Here is a 23,998-nt window from a genome sequence, read left to right on the forward strand (position 1 = left end):
CTGCCATACTAGGCACATTCCGATAGCTATCGGAACGCCCTTCGGTCGGAAGACTTGCGCCAGCAAATCATCAGGACTATTGCCGCGCGTCGAATTGTTACGCCCCTTCAGGGCTTGTTTGTCATCTGTTGTCTGCCCCAGGCCTCCGCTGCCGCGCCGGCCTGGGCTATTCTATTACGCCCTTTCAGGGCTGGCTTGGCTACTTCGTTGGCATGGCCAGCTTTTCGCGGGCGAACCTTACCATGATGTCGTAGACTTTGTCGACGGCTTTTGATCGCAGGCCACTGGCGATAACGTGGGCGCCGGCTTCGGGAACGGGTACTGCTTCTTTTAAATTGTCGGGGGTTGCCAGCTGGGCGTTCATTTCCAGCATGGCGCTCACTTTTACCTCGGGGTCTTGTTCCGCTTCGTTTTTGTAGTAGTAGAGCGTGAGGGAGGGTTGGTGGACTTTTTCAAATGTTTCCTGTGTCATGGTGGTTTCGATCATCTCCTGCAGCTCGGTGGTTGCTTCCAGACGGTATTTCATGTACCAGTATTGGGCACGTTCGGGCGGTACGATCGGCGGGGGTGTTTCGCCGTATTTGCCGCCCATGACGGCGCGGACGATGTACAGTCCCCAGTGATTGTTCAGCAAGAACGCCGCATCATTCTTTATGGCGATGTTGGGTGAGAGGTGGATCAGCGCCTGTACGTCCGCTGGAAATTCCGCGGCCAGCTTCAGGGCCAGTGTGCTGCCGGTGGAGCAGCCGACGAGAATCACCTTGTCGCCCAGTTGCTTACCGATGGCCAGGGCCTGTTTGGCGCTGGTCCAGAGACGGTCGGCGGTCATATTGATCAGGGCCTCTGTGGTGTCCAGGCCGTGGTCGGCCAGGCGGGCCAGGTACAGGTTACAACCCATTGTGCTGGCAAACCGTTTGTGTACCGGGTCGCCTTCCATCTGGCTGGCGGTGAAGCCGTGCAGGTACACGACTGCATAGGGCGTCTTTTTGTGCGTGCTGTCGTTCCAGATGATCCGCGCTTCGTTGTTCGGGCGCAGTTTGTGCGCGGCTTCGTTTGCGGTCACATAGTGCTCCAATGCCGTGGCTTCGGCCGGTACGGTCGGCAGTGTTGGGTCATACACCGGGGTGGCGGGTGCCGGGCCGAGAAAATACAGGGCCACGATAATCAGCACCGGCGCGGTGAGCCTGATAAAACGTTTGGAGATCATAGGAATATTTGTCTAAAGATATTCTTTTTCCTGACATGCGTCATCGTGCCACACGTTTGCGTACACGCTCCATCCCATCGGGAAATATATACCCCGACAAACGTCATCTTCTTTCGATGGGTGACCGACATCTTCGTTGGCATCGTCACCTATGTCCACGGCGTGTGACCGGTAGCGGTAACGTGTAGAGAAGTATATACAGGTTGTAACCCTTCACGATCGGTCTATCTGCCGTTGCCGATGGAGACAGTACACGTTGCGAGTAGTGTAACGTTATACTGTTATAATATTTATCTATAATTTTTCGGTTGCGACAGAACTTTCACGAGTATAGTTCCGTACTTAGTAGTGCGTACTTTTTATACCGGAAGGAACAAGCGATCCTTCCTCCAAAGAAATGCACGGCCTTCTCCTAAACTGCCAAACTTTCTTTACAACGCATGCGCTGTGCACCACATAAATACTAACGAACTATGGAATGGGCAACATTATATATCACCGGCAAGTCCGACTTCAGCCATGAAGTCCGGAAGCGGCTGGACCATGCCCGCATAAAATATATGACGGGTTACATGGGCACCGGCAATGGCAAACATGACATGTACTGGGTCGACGAGCGCGAAGACATCCGCGACGTCAAAGAGGCGATCGGCGGCAAGCTGATCTGGAAACACCGTTTGCGCTTCTATACAAACCTGGAAGCGTTCATGGAAGGCCGGACCCGCCAATCGGCTTCGGAGTTTTCACCCGAGGAGCTTGACCTGATCCACTCCATGCAGGAGCTGGAGGCCGCACACTAGATTTGTTACGCCCTTTCAGGGCTGTATCAGAAACCAAACTTGAGGCCCTGTTTCAGGGCCTTTTCATATTTCCTCCTATCAAATCTGTATAGATACGGCGCTTTATGGGCGCCGCCTGTTTTTCGTTCGTTCAGACGTTCCAGGATCCCAAACGCCAGCATCTTCTTCTGAAAATTCCGCCGGTCCAAAGACATGTCCAGGATCGTTTCATACAACCGCTGCAGCTCCGGCATGGTAAACCGCGCCGGCAACAGGTTCAAGCCGACCGGGTAGTCGTTCAGGCGCATGCGCAGCGTCTCCAAAGCCTTTTCCAGAATAGCGTTGTGATCGTAAATAAGGTCCGGCACGGTGTGGATGTCGCACCAGTGACACTCGTCGGTCAGCAGATCGGGCTGGGGCGTCACCTGCGAAAACTCCACGAGGGCGTAGTAGCCCACCGAGATGAAGCGGTCGTGCATCCAGCTGCCGGGTGGCATAGACCGGGGCCATAAAAACTGCTCTTTATGGCGTTCGCGCGCCGGATCGCCAAATGTGTGAAACTGCTGCAGGTAGATGTCTTGCAGGCCGGTGCGCTCCCGCAGAATACGGGCGGCGGCTGTATCGAGTGAGTCCTCCTTGCGCACAAAGCCGCCCGGCAGGCACCATTGGCCGTTTTCCTTCCATTTTAACAGCAACACCTTCAGCTGGTCGTCATGAAAACCCATGATGACACAGTCAATCGAGAGATGCCGCAAATACACCTCGTGCCCCTTTTCCACGAACTCATTCAGCTCCATGCCGCTAAAATAAATACTCCAATGTGTATTTCATACGCAACAAAGAAATAGGTATCATTGTGTTACTACGACACAATAACCCAATCATGACACGTACCCACGCTCTACTGTTTTTGTGCGTCCTGCCGCCACTGTTGCTGGCAGGTGCCTCTGCCTGGCGGACCCTACCCGATCCGCCGCCGTACCGCGACCTCAATAAAAACGGTAAAATGGATGTCTACGAAGACGCTTCCCAGTCCGTCGAGAAACGCGTAGACGACCTGCTGCGCCAGATGACGCTGGAAGAAAAAGCCGGACTGCTCTTTATCAACGGTGCACGCATCAACGACGACGGCTCCCTAGACGACCGTCCCGGCCAGGGCCCTTTTGCCTTCGCACCACAAGCGGCCAGGCTGATCCTCGAACACCGCATGAACCACATCAACGTCTGGGCTGTGCCGGGCAAACGTGCGCTGGCGACGTGGTACAACAATATTCAAAAACTCGCCGAAGAAAAGACCCGCCTGGGCATTCCGGTGACGGTGGCGTCTGATCCCCGTAACGCCTTTAGCGAAGCGCTGTTCGCGGTCGCGGCCAACGACTTTTCACAATGGCCAGAACAACTGGGCTTTGCCGCCATCGGCGACGAGGCACTCATGCGCCAACACGGCGACATGGCGCGGCAAGAGTACCTGGCGGTGGGCATCCGCGAAGCATTACACCCCATGGCCGACCTGGCCACCGAGCCGCGCTGGCCGCGGGTCAGCGGTACGTTCGGGGAAGATGCGCAGTTATCGTCGCGCCTGGTAAAAGCTTACATCCTCGGCTTTCAAGGCACCACGCTGGGTCCGGAGGGCGTTGCCTGTATGACGAAACACTTCACGGGGGGTGGTCCGCAGAAAGAAGGACTGGACCCGCACTTTGAATTCCAGAAAGGACAAGTATATCCCGGCAACAACTTTCAGTATCACCTCATTCCGTTCGAAGGCGCGTTCGCCGCACACACGGCGGCCATCATGCCGTACTACGGCGTGCCCAAAGGTCAGACGAAAGAAGATGTAGCCTTTGCCTATAACAAAGAGATCATCACCGGGCTGCTCCGCGAAAAGTATAAATACGACGGTGTGGTGTGCACCGACTGGGGACTGGTGACCGATGCCCACATGGGGCCGGTTGTATGGCCCGCCCGCGCCTGGGGCGCCGAGCAGCTGAGTGAAGAAGAACGTGTACTGAAAATTATCGACGCGGGCGTAGACCAGTTCGGCGGCGAGCAATGCACACACCATGTGGTAAACCTGGTGATGCATGGCAAGCTGCCGATGGCGCGCGTGGATGTTTCGGCACGACGCCTGCTGCGCCAGAAGTTTGTCCTGGGATTATTCGACAATCCGTATGTCGATGTAGAGAAAGCCGTGCAGACTGTGGGGAAAGAAGAATTTAAACAAGCGGGCGCAGTAGCCCAGCGCCGGTCGATCACCTTGCTCAAGAACGATAAAGTAAAAGGGCGCAAAACATTACCCTTAGCCATCGGCAAGCTGAAGCTCTATGTACGCAACGTGGATCGCGAAACAGCGGCCCGCTATGGTACCGTGGTGAATCGCCCGGAAGAAGCAGACATCGCGATCATCCGCCTGCGTACGCCGTGGTATGCCGTAAAGACAGACAACCCCATGGCCAAACTCTTCCACCATGGCGACCTCGACTTTAAAGGCGCCGAAAAAGACAGCATCCTGGCACTGCTCAAACACGTGCCGACGGTAGTCGACCTATACATCGACCGGCCGGCGGTCATTCCCGAAATCAACGCCGCGGCCCGCGCGCTGGTGGCGAACTATGGCGCCAGCGATGCCGCCTTGCTGGATGTACTCTTTGGCAAAGCACGTCCGGAAGGAAAACTTCCCTTCGAGCTGCCTTCATCCATGGAGGCCGTGCGCCAACAGAAAGAAGACCTTCCACACGATTCGGCCAAGCCGCTTTATCCTTTTGGCTTCGGCCTCCAATATTAATCTAAGTTAACCAGTCATGTACCCATGAGAAATCTCTTTGCGTCTTCGCGGAAACTATTTTCCGCCCTCCTTACTTTTATCTGCCTCGTGGCGGTAACCGGCGCCTGCAAACGGCAGCCGGACGAGCCCACGCGTGTACTCGTATTTTCGAAGACCACGGTCTTCCGGCACGAGTCGATCGGCGCCGGCATCGAAACCATTCGCAAACTCGGAAAGCAGCATAACTTTGTTGTCGATACCACCGAGAACAGCGCAGCCTTTCACGAAGAAAACCTGAAACGTTACAAGGCCGTCATCTTCCTCAGCACCACGGGCGACGTGCTCAACGCCGAGCAGCAAAACAACTTCGAGCGTTACATCCAGGCCGGCGGCGGCTACCTGGGGATCCATGCTGCCTCCGATACTGAATACGACTGGCCCTGGTACGGCAAGCTGGTCGGTGCATACTTCACCAGTCACCCCAACGCACCGAACGTACGCAACGCCGTCTTTCATGTAGTCGATAAGAACAACCCCGCCACCGATTCACTGCCCGACCCGTGGCAACGCGACGACGAGTTCTATAACTTCAAAGACATCAACCCCGATATAAAAGTACTGCTGACGATCGACGAGAAATCGTACGAAGGCGGCACCAACGGCGACAACCACCCCATGGCCTGGTATCATAATTACGACGGCGGTCGCGCGTTCTATACCGCCCTGGGCCACACCGACGAAACATTTTCCGATCCCTTGTTCCTGCACCACCTGTGGGGCGGACTGCAATTTGTACTCGGCGGCGACGAGCCGCTCAATTACAAGGTTGCCCACACCCTGCGCATGCCCGAAGAGAACCGTTTTACCAAAGTGGTACTGGATGAGAAACTCAACGAGCCCGTGGAGCTCGCCATCCTGCCCGGCGACGACATCCTGTTTGTCGAGCGCCATGGCGCGGTAAAACTTTACAGCCAAAAAGAAAAGACGACCAAGGTCATCGCCACCATTGCCGTCAGCACCAAGTATAAAGACAAAGAAGGCAAAGAAAGCGAAGCGGAAGACGGCCTGCTGGGCGTGGTGCTCGACCCGGCCTTTGCTACTAACCATTGGGTATACCTGTACTATTCCGATCCCGGATCTACGCCCAAGAACGTGCTGGTGCGCTATGAGCTGCGCGGCGAAAAACTGATCGAAGAGTCGAAAAAAGTTCTCCTGGAAGTCGCTGTACAACGCGAGCAATGTTGCCATACCGGCGGCTCCATGGCCTTTGATGCAAACGGAAATCTATTCCTCTCTACCGGTGACAATACCAGTCCCCGTGCCACGGCTTACGCGCCGATCGACGAGCGTCCCGATCGCAGTCCGTGGGATGCACAGAAGTCATCGGCCAATACCAACGACCTGCGCGGTAAGATCCTGCGCATCCACCCGGAAGCTGACGGCACCTATACGGTACCCGACGGCAACCTGTTCCCGAAAGGCACGGCACAGACGCGCCCGGAGATTTACGTCATGGGCAACCGGAACCCTTATCGCATAGACGTCGACAAAAAGACCGGTTATCTCTACTGGGGTGATGTCGGTCCTGATGCCGGCAAAGACTCCACCACGCTTGGGCCACGCGCATACGACGAGATCGGTCAGGCCCGTGGTCCCGGCTTCTATGGCTGGCCCTATTTTGTAGGCGACAACAAAGCCTACTTCGACTATGACTTTGCCGCCAACAAAACCGGCGCGAAATTCGACCCGGCCAAGCCGCGCAACGAATCGCCCAACAATACCGGTTTGAAAGACCTGCCCGCCGCGCAGAAAGCATTCATCTGGTATCCGTACGATGCCTCACCCGAATTCCCGCTGCTCGGCACCGGCGGCCGCACGGCCATGGCCGGTCCGGTATACTATACCGAAGACTATACCAACGCACCCCGCGCTTTTCCGGAATACTACAACGGCAAGCTGTTTATTTACGAATGGATGCGCGGCTGGATCATGGCCGTGACCATGGACAAAGAAGGCAACTATGTATCGATGGAGCGTTTTATGCCGAGCCATCGCTTCAGCAATCCCATGGACATGGCGTTTAGTCCCAGTGGTGACCTGTATATACTCGAATACGGCACGGCCTGGTTCCAGGGCAACGATGACGCCCGTCTCGTGAAGATTGAATACAACGGTGGAAACCGCAAGCCGCACATCCGCATGGCGGCCGACCATACCCGTGGCGCAGTACCTTTCACTGTCAACCTCACGTCGGAAGGCACCAAAGACTATGACCACGACGACCTGACCTATCGCTGGAAGATCACCTCCGCCACTGGCCAGGAGATCGCAGCGAAAGAAGGAGCAACCTCATCTGTTACACTGGACAAAGCGGGCGTCTATAAAGCGGCCCTGACTGTTACCGATGCGAAAGGCGATACGTCTGCCGCGACCATCACCCTGGAAGCCGGAAACGATCCGCCGCAGTTGTCGTTCAACATCACCAAAGGCAACACCAGCTTCTTCTTCCCCGGCAAACCCTTCGACTACGAAGTAAAAGTGACGGACAAAGAAGATGGCAGCACCGAAGCGGGCACGATCACGGCGGATAACGTGTCCCTGTCGATCGACTACCTCGAAGGATATGATAAGATCGCGGTGGCACAAGGTCACCAGGCCGCGGATCAGGCGGCCTCTGTTGCCGTCGGCAAGCAGCTCATGGACAACAGCGATTGCAAATCGTGTCACATCGTCGACAAAAAATCCATTGGTCCACGCTACCTGGATGTCGCTGCCAAGTATAAAAATGATCCGAAAGCGCTCGACTACCTCACGAACAAAATCATCGCCGGGGGTGGCGGGGTATGGGGCGAGACGGCCATGGCCGCGCACCCGCAATTGAAAAAACCCGATGTACAAGAGATCGTGAAGTACATCCTCAGCCTGGGCAATGCGCCGGGTCCAGTCTTGCCGATCAAGGGCACGTATACACCTACGTTGCCGAAAGGCGCGCCCGGTCAGGGTGCTGTCATCCTGCGTGCCGCCTATACCGACCACGGCGCGAACGGCATTGCCCCGATCACATCGGAGAAAACCATGACCCTGCGCAGTGCCACGGTACTGGCGGGCAACGCCGACCAATGGGACAAAGTACAGAAGTATAAAATGCCCGACCCGCCGATCGAGCTGATGATCGGCACGTCCAAAGGCGCACACCTCATCTTCAAACAAGTAGACCTGACGGACATCAGCGCCATTACCTTTGTGGCCATGGCGCCGGAAAATATGCTGGGTGCTGCGGGTGGTACCGTAGAGGTACGCCTGGATTACCCGGGTGGTGAAGTGATAGGCGAATCGCCGATGATCACGCCGGTGGTCATGGAGCTTATGGGCAAGACGCCGCCTAAACCGACGATCGTTACCGCGCCCCTGAAGCCCACGCAGGGCAAACACGATCTGTATTTTATGTATAAGAATGAAAAAGCCGATCCGACGCAGGCAAGATTCATTCTGATAAACATAATTTACCATTAACTTTAACGCTGCCTGCCCCACCCTGACGGGGCAGGCAGTACTACAACCCGATACGCATGAACCTACGCACAACCCTAACAACCCTTGCGCTGGCAGCGCTGCTGCTGCCGGCGGCCCGTGCCCAAAAGCTGGCACCCGGTCCCCAGGTAATGACCTTCTTCTCGTCCATCGATGACACCGAGCAGCCGTATGGCCTGTACCTGCCACCGAACTACGATGAAACCAAAAAATACCCGCTCGTCATCATGTTGCACGGCGCCGGCTCCAACCATCGCCTGTCGCTGCGGCGCGTCTTTGGCAAGAGCAACGCCAACGGCGAGAACGACGTAGAAGCAACGCTCTATTTTCCCCAATGGAAGGACGTCGACTACATTGTTGCCAGCCCCTACGCCCGCGGCACCATGGGCTACCAGGGCGTAGCCGAGCACGATGTATACGACGTGCTGGCGGATGTAAAAAAACGCTTTAGCATCGACGAAGACCGCACCTACCTCACGGGCCTCTCCATGGGGGGCGGCGGCACGCTGTGGATCGGGCTGACACATCCCGACATCTGGGCGGCGATGTTCCCCGTCTGTCCGGCACCCCCGAAAGGCACCGACGACCTCGCCGGCAATGCGCTGAACGTACCGATGTATTTTCACCACGGCGACCAGGACAGTGCCGTGCCGGTAGCGGTATCACGCGAGTGGACGAAAAAGCTGAAAGAGCTTGGCGTCAACGTAGAGTATACGGAATACCCCGGCGTCAACCACAACAGCTGGGAGAATGCCTATAAAGAGGAGGCTGCCTTCGACTGGTTCAGGAAATATACCCGTCAGAAATTCCCGGACCGTGTACTGTACAATTCACGGAACTACAAGTATAACCACGCCTATTGGGTAACGCTCGATCAACTGACGCCCGGCGCGCTGGCCACGATCGATGCTGCGTTCACCGCTCCCAATCAACTTATTATTAAAACCACCGCATTAGGCGCCTTCACCTTACAACTGGCGGGCCACCCGAAGTTCGATGCTGCCAAGCCTTTGCAAGTAACGCTTGATGGCAAGAAGGTAAAAGTAGCCACAGCCCCTGCCCTCTCGTTCCAGCAGCAAGCGGGCAAATGGGTGACTACAAAATATGAAGCTCCGGCCGGTGTGAAGAAGTCCGGTGCGGAAGGTCCGATCAGTGCTGCCTTTAGTGAACGCCACGTGTATGTATATGGCACGGCGGGCAATCCATCCGAAGCTGAACTGAAAGCCCGCATGGACATCGCCACACAAGCGGCGAACTGGTCGGTATACCGCAATGCCTTCCTGGGCCGGATCATGGTATTTCCCCGGGTGATGTCCGACAAGGAAGTACGCCCCAGCGATTTCCAAAGCAGCAACCTTGTGCTCTTCGGTACGCGGGAAACCAATACGTTAGTAGAGAAGTATAGCGACCGGCTGCCGGTAGCGCTGAAGGCGGGTACGACCGACTATGGATTGATCTACGTACTGCCGATCGATGGGCACTATGTGGTTGTCAACTCCGGACTGCCGTGGTGGGCCATGAACAAACAGACACAATTTGCCTTCGCGCCTGTGGCAGTCGCTACCCTTGGGGAGTTTAAGGACTTTGCTTTGTTTAAAGGCAGTCCGGGTACTATTGTTTCTGACGGGTACTTTGATGCCTCCTGGAAACTACCGGAAGCTGAACGGGCGAAGCTCGAGGCGAGCGGGGTGGTGACGGTGAAGAAGTAATCGTGAAATAAATGTAAACGAAACGGGGAGTTTTTTAAAAGCTCCCCGTTTTATTTACTATTGAAATGGAATTCCAACATTGTAATTGACTTGAACGCTTATAAAGAACTATTTCACTACGACGGTACCTCTACGCCAGTCTGAAGACTGGCATTCGTCACAGGCACAAGTAACCGCACCCACGCTAACGCTCGGCGCTAAACACTTGCGCCAGCAAAGTGCCGGACTGAACGTTTTCAGAAATATCGCGGATGTTGTATATTAGAGGGAAGACCCGATAACCTAATTTCGTTGCTATATGAAAAAGTTTGTCCTAACCCTTGCCGTCTATTTTGCACTGGCGCCTTTGTTTGCCCAGTCTGGAAGTAATGTCTCCGATCGTTTCGATGTACAGGTAAATGTTGGCGCCACGTTTACCTTTATCCCCGAATTCAGAAACTATGTATTCGCCGCAAACGGCATGGTTGTTCCCGGCTACATCCATCCCTCGAATGCAAGATCGTTGTCGGTCTCCGAGGGATCTTCCAGCAGCAAATCGCGTATGGGATGGTTTGCCGGGGCAGAAGTATATTACAGGCTACCCCGAAATTATGCCATTTCCGTCGGCGCTGGTGTCAAAAAAATGCGTTTCGATTATAATACCACCGGCGTGGGACAATCGACGGAATCCGGAACCTATACGGTAAATATGGACGACATCAACGCCCGGTTCGGGAAAACGGATTTGCTGTATTTGCAGGTAACGCCGATTAACGTTTCGAAGCAATTTTTGGGGACCAAACTGACCTTACAGGCCGGACCGGTACTGGATTTTCTTCTGAACGATGAAACCGTGAACACCGTGGTGGTTTACTACACGTCGGAAGCCTATGCCGAAAACAGGCCAGACGAAGCATTTTTCGATACCATTGGCGATATGCGGAAATTTATCTGGGGCGCCAACCTCAGCGCTTCCTGGAAAGTAGCAGCGCCTGTTTCCATAAAAGTATCGGCGCAGTACTATTTCAATTCTCTGTATAAAGACAAAGCCTACGACCTGGACGTAGAAAAGGTTAGTCCTTTTGTGCTCCAGGCCGGCGTTTCATTATCGCCGTTTGCGTTTTAACGTTCACCAATCGGGATTCGATTGGGGTAGGTAGACCTATAGCGCAAAACCACTACTCCTCCGGGCATCTGCTTTATTTCTAACAACTCCAACTCCCGTTGCTTTGTAATATTCTGAAAGAGTGATTTCCCTTTCCCCACAATAATCGGGTTTACGGTGAGCTTATACTCGTCTACCAGACCGGCTTCAAGCAGTGTACTCGCCAACTGCGCACCGCCGACGATTTGGATACTTTTACCTTCCTGTTGTTTTAACTTCCGCACCTCCTCTACCACGTTGCCGTTCATGATGCGCGTATTTTCCCACTGCGGATCTTTCAGTGTGCTGGAGAAAACAATGTGCGGGGCGGTTGCCGCCAGGCGGGCATATTTCACTTCGTTCTCTGAAAAGTCCGTTACACCCAGGGCCTTTTTCCAATAGTCGCGATACCCGGCGTACATGCCGCGGCCCAACAAAAAGAGATCGACATCTTCCAGCATGTCGAACAGATCATCCCAGATTTCGGGCGTGTCTGTCGCGATCCAGTGCATATCGTTATTCTCTCCCACAACAAAACCGTCCAGGGAGATTTGCATCGATAATATCAATTTCCGCATTCTTGTAGTATGTTGTTTTGGTCGATCGCTGATCGAATTGTTACGCCCTTTCAGGGCTTTGTATTTATTGTCTGTTGTCTACCCAGGCCTCCGCTGTCGCGTTAGCCTGGGCTATTTGTGTTACGCCCTTTTAGGGCTGGCTGGACTGTCTAAACACCCTGGCATAAGTTATAGGCTGCCCGTTGTTTTTTATACTGCCTTGTATAATGTTGTGCGACAATGCCGCAGGGAAAGGCCGCCGATTTTACCAGCGTAAAATTCTGCGTTGTTGTGAGATTATGAAAGATCGGCAGTCCTTTGCCGATGGCCACGGAATCTACCAGCAGATGATAATCGTCGATCAGATCATACCGGATCAACGCGGATGCAAATTCTGCACCGCCGTATACCAGCATGTCTTTACCTGCTTGTTTTTTTAGTTTGGTGACTTCTTCTACCAACTCGCCTTTTGCCAGCGTGGTATTTTCCCAAGGCGATGTCGAGAGGGTTTTGGTAAAGACTATTTTTGGCGTTGTATTGATTTTTTCGGCGCCCTCCTCCTGCGGGTGCGATGCCCAGTATGGTATTAGTCCTTCCGCAAGCTTGCGGCCCAGCAAGATGCAGTCGACCGGGTCGGTGACGTCGCGCACGAGTTGCTTTAGCCCATCGTCCCAATCGGATGTCATCCAATCCATCTCCCCCGCCGGACCGGCGATGAAGCCGTCGATTGTGATCTGCATTTGTAATTTTAGCTTCCGCATGGTGGTATTGGTTTTTTCCTGAAACCTAATTAATCATGCCAGTTGAACCAGTGTGGGTATGAGAACGGGAGCGAAGAAAAAGTGTGTTTGCAACCATAGACCTAAACCGCTACTGCTTTCCTGCTCCGTAATCGTGCGCCAATCCACGCACTTGGCCAGCCCAGTACAACAAGCGAAATTGGGTACCAGTGCGGCGGTAGATGCCACATCACAATAGCGCCCACAATGCCCAGCACAAATCCAATCCCTGCGAGGATCATGGCGTGCTTCATCGGTTTATCCGGCGCTAGCGCTGCCGTGATATACGCACCGATGGCCACGTATAGTTGCCGGTACAGCACCACGAGGAGAATAAAGCCCGTGCCGTTGTCCGCGAAAGGCTGCTTCATGATGCCGGTGCCTTCCAGGAGGGCGTCCGTCGCGCCCGAGAGGACAAAGACCGCGACGAGTCCGGCCAACACGGCGCCAATACTTTTGAGTGTTTTCATAGGGGTAGGAGTTTATACACAAACGTACGATTCTGCACGATTCGCCGGGCGCGGCATTCGTGACAACCACGGGCGGTGTTTAGGACAAACAGGCATAGAAACCGTCTCTGGGTCGTTACGACCGAAGGGAAAGATTGACCAAAGACGGATAAACAGACGATGTGAACATTGTGTAATTAGCGGAGTATATCCTCAAACGAAAACGAAAGCCCCGCCAGGATCAGGTGGCGGCTATCGTTGGTAAGCCGGCTGTTGGTAGAGTAGCCATAACCTACCGTGGCATTTTCCAGAATATTTACCGTCACCGCACACACACCTTCGAAGCCCGCGCCTCCGCTGCGGTGATATAACAACATCATGGGCTGTATACCGATCGGCTTTTTAACCTTTACCTCGTTGCCGTCATAGCCCAACCGCTCCCACCGAAAATTACCCCCCACGCCAACAATCAAACTAAAGGTATACGAAGAAGAACTCATCGTGTGTGTTCCACCGTCGTCGCCATTGTTCAGCGAAGGCAGCGCCATCGCGGGTACCAATACGATACGTTTCAGGTGAATGTCCGCGCCACGCTCCGTGCCGATGGGTCGGATGCGGTTTCGCGTCAAGCGAACGCCCCGCGACCGCGTGGCACCGCTTCGGCGAAGCGCATGGAACGTTTCCATCTGTGTAGGGGTAAAACCCGTGGTATCCACCTTTTCAAGCTGGGCGTATGCGGCCGAAAGGCCAAACGAAAGGAACAGAACGGTAAGCAATGCCCCCAACCGGCACATCCGTAGAAACAATCCCATACGCAGTAAGTTAGATAGAGTATATTAAAAATAACAATATTTGTACCAAAATATCGTTTAGAGCGGCACCACTATATAATTTATTTCAACCTTTCACGGCCACTCCTTCTGGTATGATAAAACCCAGGCCTTCAGCCTGGGCTATTGTGTTGCGTACAGGGCTAGTCCTACTCAGCTTGTTGTTTTAACAGGTCGATGCGCCGGTAGTGGAGCTCCATTTGTTGCTGCATGCGGCGGTCGTAGTCGGTTTCTGTTTCGTACAACTTGCTTACTAACAGAAACAGCTCCAATCCCAATAAGAATGCAAACCAAATGGACCAGGCGCAGGCCGACACGCCCGACTCCGTCAGTAGATCCACCATTACGTCGAGCTCGTCCAGGAATCCGACATTAGCTTTTATATCAGCCTCGATCTGTGGACGTAGTCCCAGTAATAAACTATCCTTTTTTGCTTTCTCCCCCCGTAAGGAGACGATCATCTTGTCCATCGGTTCCAGTAAACCCGCCTTCGGATTCGGCACCTTTGTTTTCGAGATGGTCACAATCTTATTTTTGGAGCTATCATAGGAAATCTTCTGTTCGACGATGGCTACAAAGGGATTTTTTACAACATCGTCGGCTATAAATTTCCGTTCGCTTTCTTTTGACAGAATAACAGAATCCATCTCCTTTAGTTGACGCTTCAACTCCTTTGCTCTGCCCGGCAAGATTTTTTCGACTTCCGCGTCCATGCTGAACAACTTCCGTTTATCGATATCATCCTTAAATAAATGCTGATCGATAATGACCGTACCAATCAACGCCATGGCCATGGCGATCAACCCCCGGAACACCTGAAGGCCACGGTTGTCTTTGGATGATAAAATCACCTGTCGCTCAATTTGAATAATCAGGAATATCATGGCGGCCGAGCCCACCAGGCACATATACCACGTTCCTTTTAGATAGCGCTCCGTAAAAGCATAGCCGATGACCATCCATAACAAACAAATAATCAGCAATGCCGACGTATACTTTAGCAGCCGTTTCTTTGATAACTCGCTGCACGTGCTGAGAATATCATAATTGATTCCCGTCAGGAAACATCCAAACTTTAACCACCCGTTTCTCATCGTGTTAAGGATTAGGTTTCCGTCCCAGAACAGCGTTGTACGTAATGGCGGCAAATCCATTCCGGAATCCCTTTTTGTATCCCAGCACCAGGTTCTGACACAATCCTTTGCCAGTGTCCGCATCCTTGCCGATCGTCTCTACTTCCCGCATTTCCTCCTCAACAGTCTTTTTGTGCGTCACCAATTCATCGACCGTCTCCAGCATGCCACTTCGGCTGCGCGAATCAATGTGAAAGTCAATCGTACGCAGGTATCCCGTGTAGTACAACTTAACCCGGGCAATCAGCAGTTGAAGATCGTTATTGATGTACAACACATTCTCCTCCATATAACTGGTATCGGGATTAATCAATGCGTCTTCATAGCCACGCTTTTCCAGGTTCTGCTCCAGGTACAGGTACAAGGTGTGAATGTCGTTTGTCGCACGCACCAGTGGCGGCTCGACAGCGGCCTTCGAAGGCTTGTTTTTAGAAGCCTCCACAAACACATGTTCCGGCACCTCGGGCGACGCCGTCCTGGTAACCGGCTCCGGAGGCGCTATGCCGTGCAGGGCCAAAACCTTGTCGGTTTTTACTTCGTCAGCGGTACTCGTACCGTTGGAACTTCTCACAAAACTAAATAAGCTCATACTATAGATAGATTATGGGTACATGATATTGTTTATGTCCATGCTGGTGGCAGCGCTCACAGAGCGTGATCATCAGGTTGTCGGCATAGTCCCACGGCGCCTTATACTGCCGCAGCTGAACGATGTAGTGATACTGGCGGTGATGCACCTGCAGTTTTTCGTCCGCGGCGCAAACCACACAGCAATGATTGTCGCGCGCCAGAATCTCCACCCGGCGCGCAGACCAGCGCTTGTCAAACAACAGCGCACCGTACGTGCCATGCCCTTTCTCTGGCAACGCAATTCCGAGCTGTGCGATGATCTGCTCCTTGAAATCATAGTCGCCAAAACGCGACCGGGTCAGCGAGCTGTTCCGGATCTTACCGACATGAAACCGACTTTCCATATCATTTAATTTTTTGCTGATATTCTCCAATCAATTTGATAAACTCGGCAAACCGATCCATGGCGCCGGTGCGCGAGGTCATGATCGTGTCGTTCCAGCCTTGCCCGGACGTAAAGGTATACCTGGTATAATCACAAATCGACAACAGCCGATTGTCCCGAAAGCGCCGGTCGGGTTCACCATTTTTGTTCAGGTATTCCCAGCGTTGCGTTACCACGGTGGCGTCAGACGGTACGATACCACTCTCCTGAAACTGTACCTCACCGCGTGTGATCTGAATATTTTTATAGAACACGGCGCCGAGTTGCCTTCCGCGCCGAAAGATGATCCGCTCGGGAAAGAAATAGAGTTCTTTATCGGGCAGCCGGATATAGGGTACCGATACGTTTATGACCAGGTGTGGCGATGGCAGCCGGTGGGCCGATATCTCCCGTATGGGCGTACGGTGGATTACCGCGCTTTCCGTATGCCATACCCGGGCCGTGGACGCAAACTCCTGGAAACATTTGATAAACTCATCGTATAGCTCACGCAAACCGTCGTCCATCGTATAATTGACAAACATCGTTTTCCGTCGGTTGTCCAGGCGCCGCATCCACACCAGCAACGCTACGAACAAAATCGCCAGCAGGCCTCCCAGTAGATATAGCACCGGCATTTTATCGGCACGTGACTCATACCGGCGGTTGACCAGTTCACGGTCAAGGCTTCCCATACTGGCGTGTATAAACCCTGTCGAATCTGCGCCATGCCGATGGACCACCTTGACCCAATCCTGAAACGATGTATCGGTCACCGCCAGGCGTATACCCTGATACGTCATGTTCAGCGAGCGGGAATGCTTATCGGGATGTTCGCGAATATGTACTCTGCGCTTTTCGACCAAAAAGATCGTCTTATACTCCTCCGACACCACAAATCGCTCGCTGGCATAACCCAGGTAGCATACCATGGCGATCAGGCTTGCAATAAGCACGGGCTTAAAAAAAGCTACAGTATGCGCTTTTGATTCCAGCTCCTCTACAAATGCCTGTGAACTGCTATCCGTCAGGCGATTCATGGCGATATCGTCTTCCAGGTCGCGCATGTTTGCCTCAAACTCCGCCTGCTTCAAAGACCAAGTATTCGCGGCCGTAGCCTGCGTCTGGGCACGCGCCCTGCCGCCAACCTTTTGCTGGTAATAAATTCCGCCAGCGCCCAGCGTGACATACGTGCCACGGCCGTTGAACCTGATCCGTGCTCCCTTTACTCCCGCCGACATGCTCAGGCCACGGTTGGAGAAGGTAAACCGGAACGGACCAAAAGATTTTGATTTTCTGAACGACCAAGCCATATAGACAGAGGTTGGTTAGACAGTCTGGTCCTCGGTAGGAGCGCTAGGTGCTTCTGTCTTGACAACGTCTATAGCATTCTCACGATTGACTTTAGTAGTGTATCCCTCGCTGCTACGTGCAATGGGCTCGTGATTTGCGGCTTTCAGGGTAAAGCGGTAGTCGTCGACCTTATCGATCCGTTCATAACGGTCATCATTCGGTGCATTTCTTTTTACTGAGTCAATGCCGTTGATACAAGAAGCCTTAGCGGGATACGCTTCGCTCACCAAAATGATCTTACCGTTACTCGACCGAAAGCGGAAGTAGAACTGACCATCTTTACCTTTAAAGATTTCGAATTTGGGATTGCTCATAGTTGTAGTGTTTGATAGGTGATTAGGTTAAATCATTTGCACCCGCAGCCAGATCCAGTTGTCCATTTACAGCACGGTCCGCTGCAGCTGTCTTTTTTCTTTCCCGAGCAACCACACGATGAAGTAGTAGGGCAATTGGTTGTAGGAGGATTTCCGCCTGCCAGGTGTTCGCAGGCTATGCCGTCGCTGTCGTTGTCAAGCTCACCCAGGCACGATGGGTCGTTATCGAAAGCCTCCTGTGCTTCCGCTTGCGTGGCATAGTCGTCACAGGTCTTATCGGGACAGAGGGGTGTGTCCGACGACGAGCAGCGGACCAATAATACCAGCAGGGTCAGGAAGATGGAGCGATACATGAGATTGTGTTCGTTGACGATATGAAGTACGCGACGGCGGCGGGCTTTCGAACAACGTACTTTCCCAAGGTTCTCGCTCGTCTTCCTGCCCTGGCTGAGGGCTTTCCGATTGTTACTGATGTTGCCAGCAGCGGCCGTTGGCGCTGGCTGCGCGCTTGCAACGCGTACCGGCCTTCGTCAGCGCGCTACAACGCGATGAAGTCGTCTCTTTCTTCGCCGGCGCCGGGTGAGCCGGTTTTGATGAAGGGGCCGGTGTATTACTATCGTCAGACTTCTCCGACGCTGGTGCGGCTTCGTCAGCCTCGGACGTGTCGTCCACTTCCGTCGCGGGGTTACAGACGCTGCAGGCATCGTAGCCAAGCTCCAGCGCCTTCGACAACGTGATCTCGATTTTACTGGTACGCAGGTACTGACAGTATTCATCGTGATACTTCTTGCCCGTCCGGGTAACATATACCGTCTGGGCTTCTACCGGTGGGGAGGTGCAGGACAATAACCAGATACACCCGATAAACAGCGCCAGCTTTTTCATGATGTGATGACTCCTAACCGTATCAATACACTTGTGACGAAGATCTTGCGGGGGTGCGGGGCGTTGCTGCGGTTGCAGAAATGGGCGATCGCATCGCGAATGGCCAACCGGTCGACGTAGCCGAAGGCCTGGTGAATCTTGTCGACAAGGTACTCTACTTCCCATTTTTCGGTGCAAGAAAAGAAGTTCGCGTCTTGCTGCTTTTGTTTCCGGTCGTCGTAATCCGACCAGTCTTCCAGTACTTTATTCAAGTTCATAACACATAGGGGTTAACTATGCGTTAAAACTGCTTTACAGCCGTTATTCATGCCACCTTGCTTTCCGGGCCAGGCGTTATTTTTTCCAGTCGGTCGCGGATGATTTCCCCATCACCTTATCTCTTGTAATTCCCACACCTCTCCCTTTTGCACAAAGGCATACGTCTCGGTTGGAGGAAACGCCTGAATCATTACCTGGTGGCGTTTTGTATCGCTTGCCGATGTTGGGAATTCGAGCTTTGTATAGACCATTCGTATGCCCTCCGTGTACGTCACAGTAATCTCATAACGACCATCCGGCTGAGCAGAGGTAGTAGTCGTATAGCGAATTGGATGTGTATTGTAAAAAATATAGGACGATTCGCCTACATACACCTGGGGAGCAAGCATAAAGAAATTGTTTGCCGGCGTAAATTCTTTCATGGCCTGGTGTAGCCTCATCTCCACGGCGCGACGGCCGCTGATCTCTTTCTCGGGCATTACCAGCATATATTCATTCCGATAATGCGATGTTGTATTCCAGAAAAGATCATACAAAGCAGAAGCCTCGGCCGTCGTCGCAGGTGCAGTTTTCAGTTGATAGGTTAGGTCACGCAAGCGCTGATCCGCACGACGTTGCAAAGACGCAATACGTTGTTCAACTGTGTGATCGATAAATTCTGACGGAGGACGCTGGCCAATCTTTAAAAATAAACCATACGCAACCGCTACGCTTAAAACAATAAACGCCACCATTAGCGTCAAGAGACGAATGCGCGGATGGCGCATGGATTTAACGATGTTTTCTACGACAGGGAGCTTCTTTAACTGAGCCTCACCTTGAATTACCTCGTATATTTTATTGACGACAATTTCGACTCCTACCGATGCAGAAACACTCACCAGATCCGCCATCGGCGGATAACGGGCAGCAAGTTCTTCGGGAGTGATGTCGTATAAAACCGGGAGCACTACTTTCACACCCTCTTGTTGACGGCGTATCAACTGAAAAAACTCATCCATAGCCCAGGCCTTGCGCAGATACGTCGGACTTAAAATCACTACACCATACTGGCTTTCGTTTAGTCCCTGATAGATCGTTTGCGTAAGCTGGTCGCCAATACTCAGCTCCTTACCAGAATACCACACTTCCAGGCCCTTCGCCCGCAATGCTGTGTCTAACGCATTTACAATAGGAATCTTATCCTCCACCGCATGCGAGATGAAGACGTCATACCGGTATTTAGCTTTAGCCATTCCCCTTCGTATTTAGCGTTAATACTCTACTAAACAGGAATAACTCACAAACCCATTTTCCGGGTACAACGGGTACTTTTCCGAAACCTATCGAATGATTTTCAGTCTCCCCAGCACTTCCTCCCGGAAGCCATCGCTCATTTGCACCTGCTTCTTACCCAAATGAATGACATTGCCATCGAGCGACGCGATCCGATTTACATTCACCACATACGAGCGATGCGCGCGCACAAAATCCTCCTGTCCCAGCTGCTCCCAAATGTGGTTCATACTGGTGGAAAAAGTGTACTCCTTTGTTTCCGTCACAATATTACAATAGGCACGATCCGCCTGGAGGTACAAAATATCGTCGAGCTTCAGCCGGCGGAATACCTGGTTGTCTTCGCGTAGAAATACGTGATCTTTTTTAACAGGGCGTTTGGCCGCCTGCGTATTGGCATTGGTAAACGCAATATCAATGGCCCGTACCAGGTCGGCTTCGTTAAACGGCTTCGTGAGGTAGTTGGCGGGTTGTGTCTTCTTCGCGCGCTCCAGCGTCTTCTGGTCGGCAAAATCCGACAGGTAAATAACGGGAACGTCGTACTCCTGCGTCAGCACGTGCGCCGCCGAAATACCATCCATGGCACCGGCCAGCTCGATGTCCATCAACACAAGGTCGGGCCGGGCGGCCTTCACGGCCTCCAGGGCAGCTTCACCGGAATCATATATACCGGCAACTTCCAGTCCGTGCTTACGAAGCCTGGCGGCAATGTCCTCGGCAATCAGGACCTTGTCTTCCACAATGAGTACGTTTATAGCATTCATAACTTTATAGGGGTAATACAATATGGTAGGCGGTTCCGGCCTGTGTTTCTACATCGACCTTTCCCTTCAACTCTTTAATCAACATGTTCACCATCTTCAGTCCGAACGAGCCCGCCCCCTCCCGTGTCTTCTGCGGACCCATGCCCACGCCGTTGTCGCGCACATCAATCTGCACCTCCCCTGCGCGTGTTTCCTGTAAGCGGATTTCCAGCGCGGGTGCCGGATGCTTGTCAAACGCATACTTCAGCGCATTGCTCACCAGCTCGTTCAGGATCAACCCGATGGGTATCGCCTTGTCAACATCGATGGACACCGCGTCACACTGTATGTGCAGTTGTAGTCGGTCCTTCGTAAAGCCATACGTATGCACCAGGAAGTCGCCGAGCTCTTTGACGTACTCCTGCATATCGATGGTGCGGTTGTTATCGTCACGGTACAGTTTCTTATGAATAAGCGCCATGGCGTTCACGCGACTCTCGCTGCTCTTAATCGCCTGCAGCGCGTCCTCATCTTTCACATTCTGTGACTGCAGGCTCAGCACGCTCGATAATATTTGCAGGTTGTTCTTTACGCGGTGGTTCAGCTCCTTAAACAGCGTCTCTGCTTTTTTCTTGTTCCGCTGACTCGACCGGTACAACAGATATATCACGAACACCATAATGGTAACCCCTATGGCCAATCCGACGAGGCCTTTGATCCAGTTCTTCTGGTAGACCTTGTCTTTTTCAAGAGCTTGTATTTGTTCCTGCTTTCGGGCGGTTTTGTATTGAATGTTCAAGGCTTGCAAGCTCTTAACCTTCTCTTTGTTCAGCAAGCTATCTTTAACGATCAACAATTCTTCCACGACCTGTACCGCAAGGTCGTGACGGTGTGTGGCGCGGTATAATACAAATCGTTGTTCCAATAGCTGGCGCAGGTAGTCCGGCATGCCGCCCTCGCGTGCCAGTGCTTCGGCACGATCCAGCAGCTTGCGGGCTTCGTCGTAGCGTTGCTGACGCAGGTTTAACCGGATCAAACTATGCAGCCCAACGATCTGGTCAGTCCTGGCTCCGGCAGCCGTATTAATGACAAGTCCCTCCTGTAAAAATGATGTTGCCCGCACATCGTTTCCCAATGCCATGTATGTTTCTCCGAGTAGATTCAGTGTTTTTCCCAACGCTTTGGTATCACCCGCGCTACGTTTTATATTTTCAGCCTGAATCAGGCAGCTTAATGCGCTATCGTATTGCCGTAGCCGGAGAAAGGTCTCTCCTTTGTTATTGAGTAATACGGAAATATAGGCATCGATGCGGGCGGCCTTTGTAGCGTTCATTGCCTTATTGTAGCATTCGAGAGCATCCTGGTAGTCGCCGGTTTTGCCATAAACACTGCCCAGCGTATTGTAGCAAATAACCAGGTAAGCGCCCGGGGGATGACGTTCGAGGTAGTCGAGCGCCCTGAGCAGGTTCGTATCCGCTTCTTCATACAGACCGATCTCTTTATACGCCATCGCCAGATTCATCTCGACGGCCATCGCGTAGTACTGTTTGTCGTGCTTTCTGTATAAGTGAAGCGCATCGCTATAATGATAGATCGCGCTATCTTCTACGCCTTTGCGATGGAAGAATGTTCCCAGTGCATTGAGCGACGAGGCATTCAATGTGTCGTTATCGGACTTATAACACGGAGAGAGTGATAATTTGTAGTAATAAAAGGCACTGTCGCGTTCCTTGATACTATCATAATAGTAACCAATATGAGACAAATACAAAGAGGTCCTATACCGGTTACCCGCCGTTTTTTCGGTCTGCAACGCATGCCGGAGACTATTCAACTTAGTATCCTGACCACGGGCGATGGAGAGCGTGAGTAGAAATACCACACATCCTATAGATATAAAACGCATAGCGGTAGAGCACAAGGTTGGTTAGATACTACTAAAGGTAAAAAAAACGGTGAAGTCCTCAAGGACTCCACCGTATTAAAAGCCGGTTAAGGTTTGGGCGGCGGAATCACGATCGGAATGTCCTCATTATTGGGACGAACGAGTTCCTCCGTGCAGCTTACAGCAGTGATCGAAATAAATACGACAAGTAATAGATATTTAAAAGTTTTCATTTTAATGACTAGATTTTGTGGTGACTGTGTTCCAGGAGGCCGGCAGAAAAGGCATGGAAGTCCCGGGGCAGGTCTGGATAGACCTGTCATTTTAATCCCGTACGGATTCTTGCCAGTTGCCTGGAACTTTACTTAGCCATGGAGTGTGACTTGCCGGAGGTCTTTACAGTTGCTGTCCCATGGCGGGCAACACCGGTAAAGTCCTCGTCGCAAGCGTTGATCGATCGATCGCGTTAACGTAGATCAAAGGTCAGCAAACACCGTACGATAGCATAACCGTTGCTATCCCGTAATCTCCTGTTTTGTTCCTGTACACAGACCAATAACTACCGTAGTATGGATGTAAAAATTCACCACATCGAACAACTCCTCGCGGCCTTGTCACGCAAGACAAATCGGCCTCAAGACACAAAGGGATTTGATGAGATCAGTGATCTTATTGACGACAATGCTATAAGCGGTCGATACCTCTATCGGTATCTATACTTGCGCGCAAAAGAAGCGCGGGAGAGAAATACTAAAATCCTTTCGTTAAAAACTTTAAAACTCGATAAGCTCGCCAGCTACCTAATACCGGGTATTACATTCCTGGAGTGGTGCAGTCGTGCAGACCGACCGCTTACCAATGAGTTAGTGAGCTGTATCGGTAATTATTATTGCTATGTCCGGCGCAACGCCGAGGAAGGCACGCTGATGCGCTCACCCGTGCAGATATTTGAACAAGACAACAGTATCTACTTCAAGCTACGCGGGCCCCGGTGGACCTACGAAGGTGGTGCACACCTGAAAAATGGATGCCTGTTTATACTCATGCAGGCATCCGGTGGCAAGGAAATTCACCATGTTTACAAACTTGGCAAGCGCGAAAAACCGCTGGTACTACAAGGCATCTTTTCTGGTGTATCTACTGTATTTGAACCTATTGGGGGAAGAACGGTGCTGATCCGCACCGAAGAAGATTTTACGAAACTCAAAAATTCCGAGCTGGACATCGCGGATATGAAGCGCTCAGCGGACAAAGAGCAGCGGCGATTGGCGGAGTATTTTCTATCGTATGAGGCCAACAATTTAAAAATAAAGCCGGTCACAACCTTCACGCTTGACGACCTGGGCAAAGCGAAATAGTCATAGTCCTACCGTATATTTGATCTTTGGATACCCTGTATCAGGTATTATTGCAAATTTTGACGTTTTTTATCG

General features: G+C 52.4%; 23 protein-coding genes. 6 read left to right on the plus strand and 17 right to left on the minus strand.

Annotated features, from left to right (window positions below; translation table 11 throughout):
- Nucleotides 1-199: 199 nt before the first annotated feature.
- The gene (locus K7P01_RS07800; RefSeq protein WP_267291554.1) at nucleotides 200-1,207 is read right to left on the minus strand and encodes an alpha/beta hydrolase; all 1,008 of its coding nucleotides are present in this window, start codon (nucleotides 1,205-1,207) and stop codon (nucleotides 200-202) included.
- Between the two features lie 473 nt (nucleotides 1,208-1,680).
- Between K7P01_RS07800 and K7P01_RS07805 the strand changes: the two genes are divergently transcribed.
- Entirely contained in the window at nucleotides 1,681-2,007 is a 327-nt protein-coding gene (locus K7P01_RS07805) for a hypothetical protein (protein WP_267291556.1), read from the plus strand.
- 26 nt (nucleotides 2,008-2,033) lie between these two features.
- Here the strand turns inward: K7P01_RS07805 and K7P01_RS07810 are convergent, their stop codons facing one another.
- The gene (locus K7P01_RS07810) at nucleotides 2,034-2,783 is read right to left on the minus strand and encodes an NUDIX hydrolase (RefSeq protein ID WP_267291558.1); all 750 of its coding nucleotides are present in this window, start codon (nucleotides 2,781-2,783) and stop codon (nucleotides 2,034-2,036) included.
- A gap of 86 nt (nucleotides 2,784-2,869) precedes the next feature.
- Here K7P01_RS07810 and K7P01_RS07815 point away from each other — a divergent pair, with 86 nt between their 5' ends.
- The 4 genes from K7P01_RS07815 to K7P01_RS07830 all read left to right on the plus strand — a co-directional run bounded on the left by K7P01_RS07815 (nucleotide 2,870) and on the right by K7P01_RS07830 (nucleotide 11,092).
- The gene (locus tag K7P01_RS07815) at nucleotides 2,870-4,768 is read left to right on the plus strand and encodes a glycoside hydrolase family 3 protein (RefSeq protein ID WP_267291560.1); all 1,899 of its coding nucleotides are present in this window, start codon (nucleotides 2,870-2,872) and stop codon (nucleotides 4,766-4,768) included.
- Between the two features lie 24 nt (nucleotides 4,769-4,792).
- Nucleotides 4,793-8,260 carry a ThuA domain-containing protein gene (locus K7P01_RS07820; protein WP_267291562.1) on the plus strand — a complete coding sequence of 1,156 codons (3,468 nt, stop codon included), beginning with the start codon at nucleotides 4,793-4,795 and terminating at the stop codon, nucleotides 8,258-8,260.
- A 56-nt stretch (nucleotides 8,261-8,316) separates the two neighbouring features.
- Nucleotides 8,317-9,987 (plus strand): carboxylesterase family protein, encoded by a 1,671-nt coding sequence (locus K7P01_RS07825; protein ID WP_267291564.1) that lies wholly within the window; start codon nucleotides 8,317-8,319, stop codon nucleotides 9,985-9,987.
- 298 nt (nucleotides 9,988-10,285) lie between these two features.
- Nucleotides 10,286-11,092 carry a PorT family protein gene (locus K7P01_RS07830; protein WP_267291566.1) on the plus strand — a complete coding sequence of 269 codons (807 nt, stop codon included), beginning with the start codon at nucleotides 10,286-10,288 and terminating at the stop codon, nucleotides 11,090-11,092.
- On the opposite strand, the gene K7P01_RS07835 is transcribed toward K7P01_RS07830, so the two are convergent.
- The 15 genes from K7P01_RS07835 to K7P01_RS07905 form a co-directional block, all read right to left on the minus strand.
- Nucleotides 11,089-11,688 carry a dihydrofolate reductase family protein gene (locus K7P01_RS07835; protein ID WP_267291568.1) on the minus strand — a complete coding sequence of 200 codons (600 nt, stop codon included), beginning with the start codon at nucleotides 11,686-11,688 and terminating at the stop codon, nucleotides 11,089-11,091. The two genes, K7P01_RS07830 and K7P01_RS07835, sit on opposite strands and share 4 nt — an antisense overlap.
- Before the next feature lie 149 nt (nucleotides 11,689-11,837).
- Complete coding sequence (locus K7P01_RS07840) at nucleotides 11,838-12,428, minus strand: dihydrofolate reductase family protein (RefSeq protein ID WP_267291570.1); 591 nt, start codon at nucleotides 12,426-12,428, stop codon at nucleotides 11,838-11,840.
- Between the two features lie 101 nt (nucleotides 12,429-12,529).
- Entirely contained in the window at nucleotides 12,530-12,916 is a 387-nt protein-coding gene (locus K7P01_RS07845; RefSeq protein ID WP_267291572.1) for a hypothetical protein, read from the minus strand.
- 176 nt (nucleotides 12,917-13,092) lie between these two features.
- Nucleotides 13,093-13,707, minus strand: a complete 615-nt coding sequence (locus K7P01_RS07850; protein WP_267291574.1) for a hypothetical protein — start codon at nucleotides 13,705-13,707, stop codon at nucleotides 13,093-13,095.
- A gap of 167 nt (nucleotides 13,708-13,874) precedes the next feature.
- Nucleotides 13,875-14,819, minus strand: coding sequence for a DUF4407 domain-containing protein (locus tag K7P01_RS07855; protein WP_267291576.1), 945 nt, complete (start codon nucleotides 14,817-14,819; stop codon nucleotides 13,875-13,877).
- A 4-nt stretch (nucleotides 14,820-14,823) separates the two neighbouring features.
- The gene (locus tag K7P01_RS07860) at nucleotides 14,824-15,447 is read right to left on the minus strand and encodes a hypothetical protein (RefSeq protein WP_267291578.1); all 624 of its coding nucleotides are present in this window, start codon (nucleotides 15,445-15,447) and stop codon (nucleotides 14,824-14,826) included.
- A 1-nt stretch (nucleotide 15,448) separates the two neighbouring features.
- On the minus strand, nucleotides 15,449-15,832 hold the full coding sequence (locus K7P01_RS07865; protein WP_267291580.1) for a hypothetical protein: 384 nt from the start codon (nucleotides 15,830-15,832) through the stop codon (nucleotides 15,449-15,451).
- Between the two features lies 1 nt (nucleotide 15,833).
- On the minus strand, nucleotides 15,834-17,165 hold the full coding sequence (locus tag K7P01_RS07870) for a DUF4236 domain-containing protein (RefSeq protein ID WP_267291582.1): 1,332 nt from the start codon (nucleotides 17,163-17,165) through the stop codon (nucleotides 15,834-15,836).
- 15 nt (nucleotides 17,166-17,180) lie between these two features.
- Entirely contained in the window at nucleotides 17,181-17,519 is a 339-nt protein-coding gene (locus tag K7P01_RS07875) for a YegP family protein (RefSeq protein WP_267291584.1), read from the minus strand.
- A gap of 32 nt (nucleotides 17,520-17,551) precedes the next feature.
- Nucleotides 17,552-17,872, minus strand: a complete 321-nt coding sequence (locus tag K7P01_RS07880; RefSeq protein ID WP_267291586.1) for a hypothetical protein — start codon at nucleotides 17,870-17,872, stop codon at nucleotides 17,552-17,554.
- Between the two features lie 112 nt (nucleotides 17,873-17,984).
- On the minus strand, nucleotides 17,985-18,404 hold the full coding sequence (locus tag K7P01_RS07885) for a DUF5763 domain-containing protein (RefSeq protein ID WP_267291588.1): 420 nt from the start codon (nucleotides 18,402-18,404) through the stop codon (nucleotides 17,985-17,987).
- Nucleotides 18,401-18,661, minus strand: coding sequence for a hypothetical protein (locus K7P01_RS07890; protein ID WP_267291590.1), 261 nt, complete (start codon nucleotides 18,659-18,661; stop codon nucleotides 18,401-18,403). The genes K7P01_RS07885 and K7P01_RS07890 overlap by 4 nt, the downstream gene beginning before the upstream one ends.
- A 111-nt stretch (nucleotides 18,662-18,772) precedes the next feature.
- Nucleotides 18,773-19,897 (minus strand): toll/interleukin-1 receptor domain-containing protein, encoded by a 1,125-nt coding sequence (locus tag K7P01_RS07895; RefSeq protein ID WP_267291592.1) that lies wholly within the window; start codon nucleotides 19,895-19,897, stop codon nucleotides 18,773-18,775.
- Nucleotides 19,898-19,984: 87 nt separating this feature from the next.
- Nucleotides 19,985-20,701: a response regulator gene (locus K7P01_RS07900; RefSeq protein WP_267291594.1), complete on the minus strand. Its 717-nt coding sequence runs from the start codon at nucleotides 20,699-20,701 to the stop codon at nucleotides 19,985-19,987.
- Nucleotides 20,702-20,705: 4 nt separating this feature from the next.
- Nucleotides 20,706-22,586: a tetratricopeptide repeat-containing sensor histidine kinase gene (locus tag K7P01_RS07905; RefSeq protein ID WP_267291596.1), complete on the minus strand. Its 1,881-nt coding sequence runs from the start codon at nucleotides 22,584-22,586 to the stop codon at nucleotides 20,706-20,708.
- Nucleotides 22,587-23,134: 548 nt separating this feature from the next.
- Between K7P01_RS07905 and K7P01_RS07910 the strand changes: the two genes are divergently transcribed.
- Nucleotides 23,135-23,923 carry a hypothetical protein gene (locus tag K7P01_RS07910; RefSeq protein WP_267291598.1) on the plus strand — a complete coding sequence of 263 codons (789 nt, stop codon included), beginning with the start codon at nucleotides 23,135-23,137 and terminating at the stop codon, nucleotides 23,921-23,923.
- Nucleotides 23,924-23,998 lie beyond the last annotated feature (75 nt).

It is taken from the genome of Parachryseolinea silvisoli (assembly GCF_021190955.1).
Classification (GTDB): domain Bacteria; phylum Bacteroidota; class Bacteroidia; order Cytophagales; family Cyclobacteriaceae; genus Ohtaekwangia; species Ohtaekwangia silvisoli.

Coding starts and splice junctions, on each gene's coding strand:
- K7P01_RS07800 (WP_267291554.1), bottom strand. CDS start 1,207: ATGATCTCCAAACGTTTTATCAGGCTCACCGCGCCGGTGCTGATTATC.
- K7P01_RS07805 (WP_267291556.1), top strand. CDS start 1,681: ATGGAATGGGCAACATTATATATCACCGGCAAGTCCGACTTCAGCCAT.
- K7P01_RS07810 (WP_267291558.1), bottom strand. CDS start 2,783: ATGGAGCTGAATGAGTTCGTGGAAAAGGGGCACGAGGTGTATTTGCGG.
- K7P01_RS07815 (WP_267291560.1), top strand. CDS start 2,870: ATGACACGTACCCACGCTCTACTGTTTTTGTGCGTCCTGCCGCCACTG.
- K7P01_RS07820 (WP_267291562.1), top strand. CDS start 4,793: ATGAGAAATCTCTTTGCGTCTTCGCGGAAACTATTTTCCGCCCTCCTT.
- K7P01_RS07825 (WP_267291564.1), top strand. CDS start 8,317: ATGAACCTACGCACAACCCTAACAACCCTTGCGCTGGCAGCGCTGCTG.
- K7P01_RS07830 (WP_267291566.1), top strand. CDS start 10,286: ATGAAAAAGTTTGTCCTAACCCTTGCCGTCTATTTTGCACTGGCGCCT.
- K7P01_RS07835 (WP_267291568.1), bottom strand. CDS start 11,688: ATGCGGAAATTGATATTATCGATGCAAATCTCCCTGGACGGTTTTGTT.
- K7P01_RS07840 (WP_267291570.1), bottom strand. CDS start 12,428: ATGCGGAAGCTAAAATTACAAATGCAGATCACAATCGACGGCTTCATC.
- K7P01_RS07845 (WP_267291572.1), bottom strand. CDS start 12,916: ATGAAAACACTCAAAAGTATTGGCGCCGTGTTGGCCGGACTCGTCGCG.
- K7P01_RS07850 (WP_267291574.1), bottom strand. CDS start 13,707: ATGGGATTGTTTCTACGGATGTGCCGGTTGGGGGCATTGCTTACCGTT.
- K7P01_RS07855 (WP_267291576.1), bottom strand. CDS start 14,819: ATGAGAAACGGGTGGTTAAAGTTTGGATGTTTCCTGACGGGAATCAAT.
- K7P01_RS07860 (WP_267291578.1), bottom strand. CDS start 15,447: ATGAGCTTATTTAGTTTTGTGAGAAGTTCCAACGGTACGAGTACCGCT.
- K7P01_RS07865 (WP_267291580.1), bottom strand. CDS start 15,832: ATGGAAAGTCGGTTTCATGTCGGTAAGATCCGGAACAGCTCGCTGACC.
- K7P01_RS07870 (WP_267291582.1), bottom strand. CDS start 17,165: ATGGCTTGGTCGTTCAGAAAATCAAAATCTTTTGGTCCGTTCCGGTTT.
- K7P01_RS07875 (WP_267291584.1), bottom strand. CDS start 17,519: ATGAGCAATCCCAAATTCGAAATCTTTAAAGGTAAAGATGGTCAGTTC.
- K7P01_RS07880 (WP_267291586.1), bottom strand. CDS start 17,872: ATGTATCGCTCCATCTTCCTGACCCTGCTGGTATTATTGGTCCGCTGC.
- K7P01_RS07885 (WP_267291588.1), bottom strand. CDS start 18,404: ATGAAAAAGCTGGCGCTGTTTATCGGGTGTATCTGGTTATTGTCCTGC.
- K7P01_RS07890 (WP_267291590.1), bottom strand. CDS start 18,661: ATGAACTTGAATAAAGTACTGGAAGACTGGTCGGATTACGACGACCGG.
- K7P01_RS07895 (WP_267291592.1), bottom strand. CDS start 19,897: ATGGCTAAAGCTAAATACCGGTATGACGTCTTCATCTCGCATGCGGTG.
- K7P01_RS07900 (WP_267291594.1), bottom strand. CDS start 20,701: ATGAATGCTATAAACGTACTCATTGTGGAAGACAAGGTCCTGATTGCC.
- K7P01_RS07905 (WP_267291596.1), bottom strand. CDS start 22,586: ATGCGTTTTATATCTATAGGATGTGTGGTATTTCTACTCACGCTCTCC.
- K7P01_RS07910 (WP_267291598.1), top strand. CDS start 23,135: ATGGATGTAAAAATTCACCACATCGAACAACTCCTCGCGGCCTTGTCA.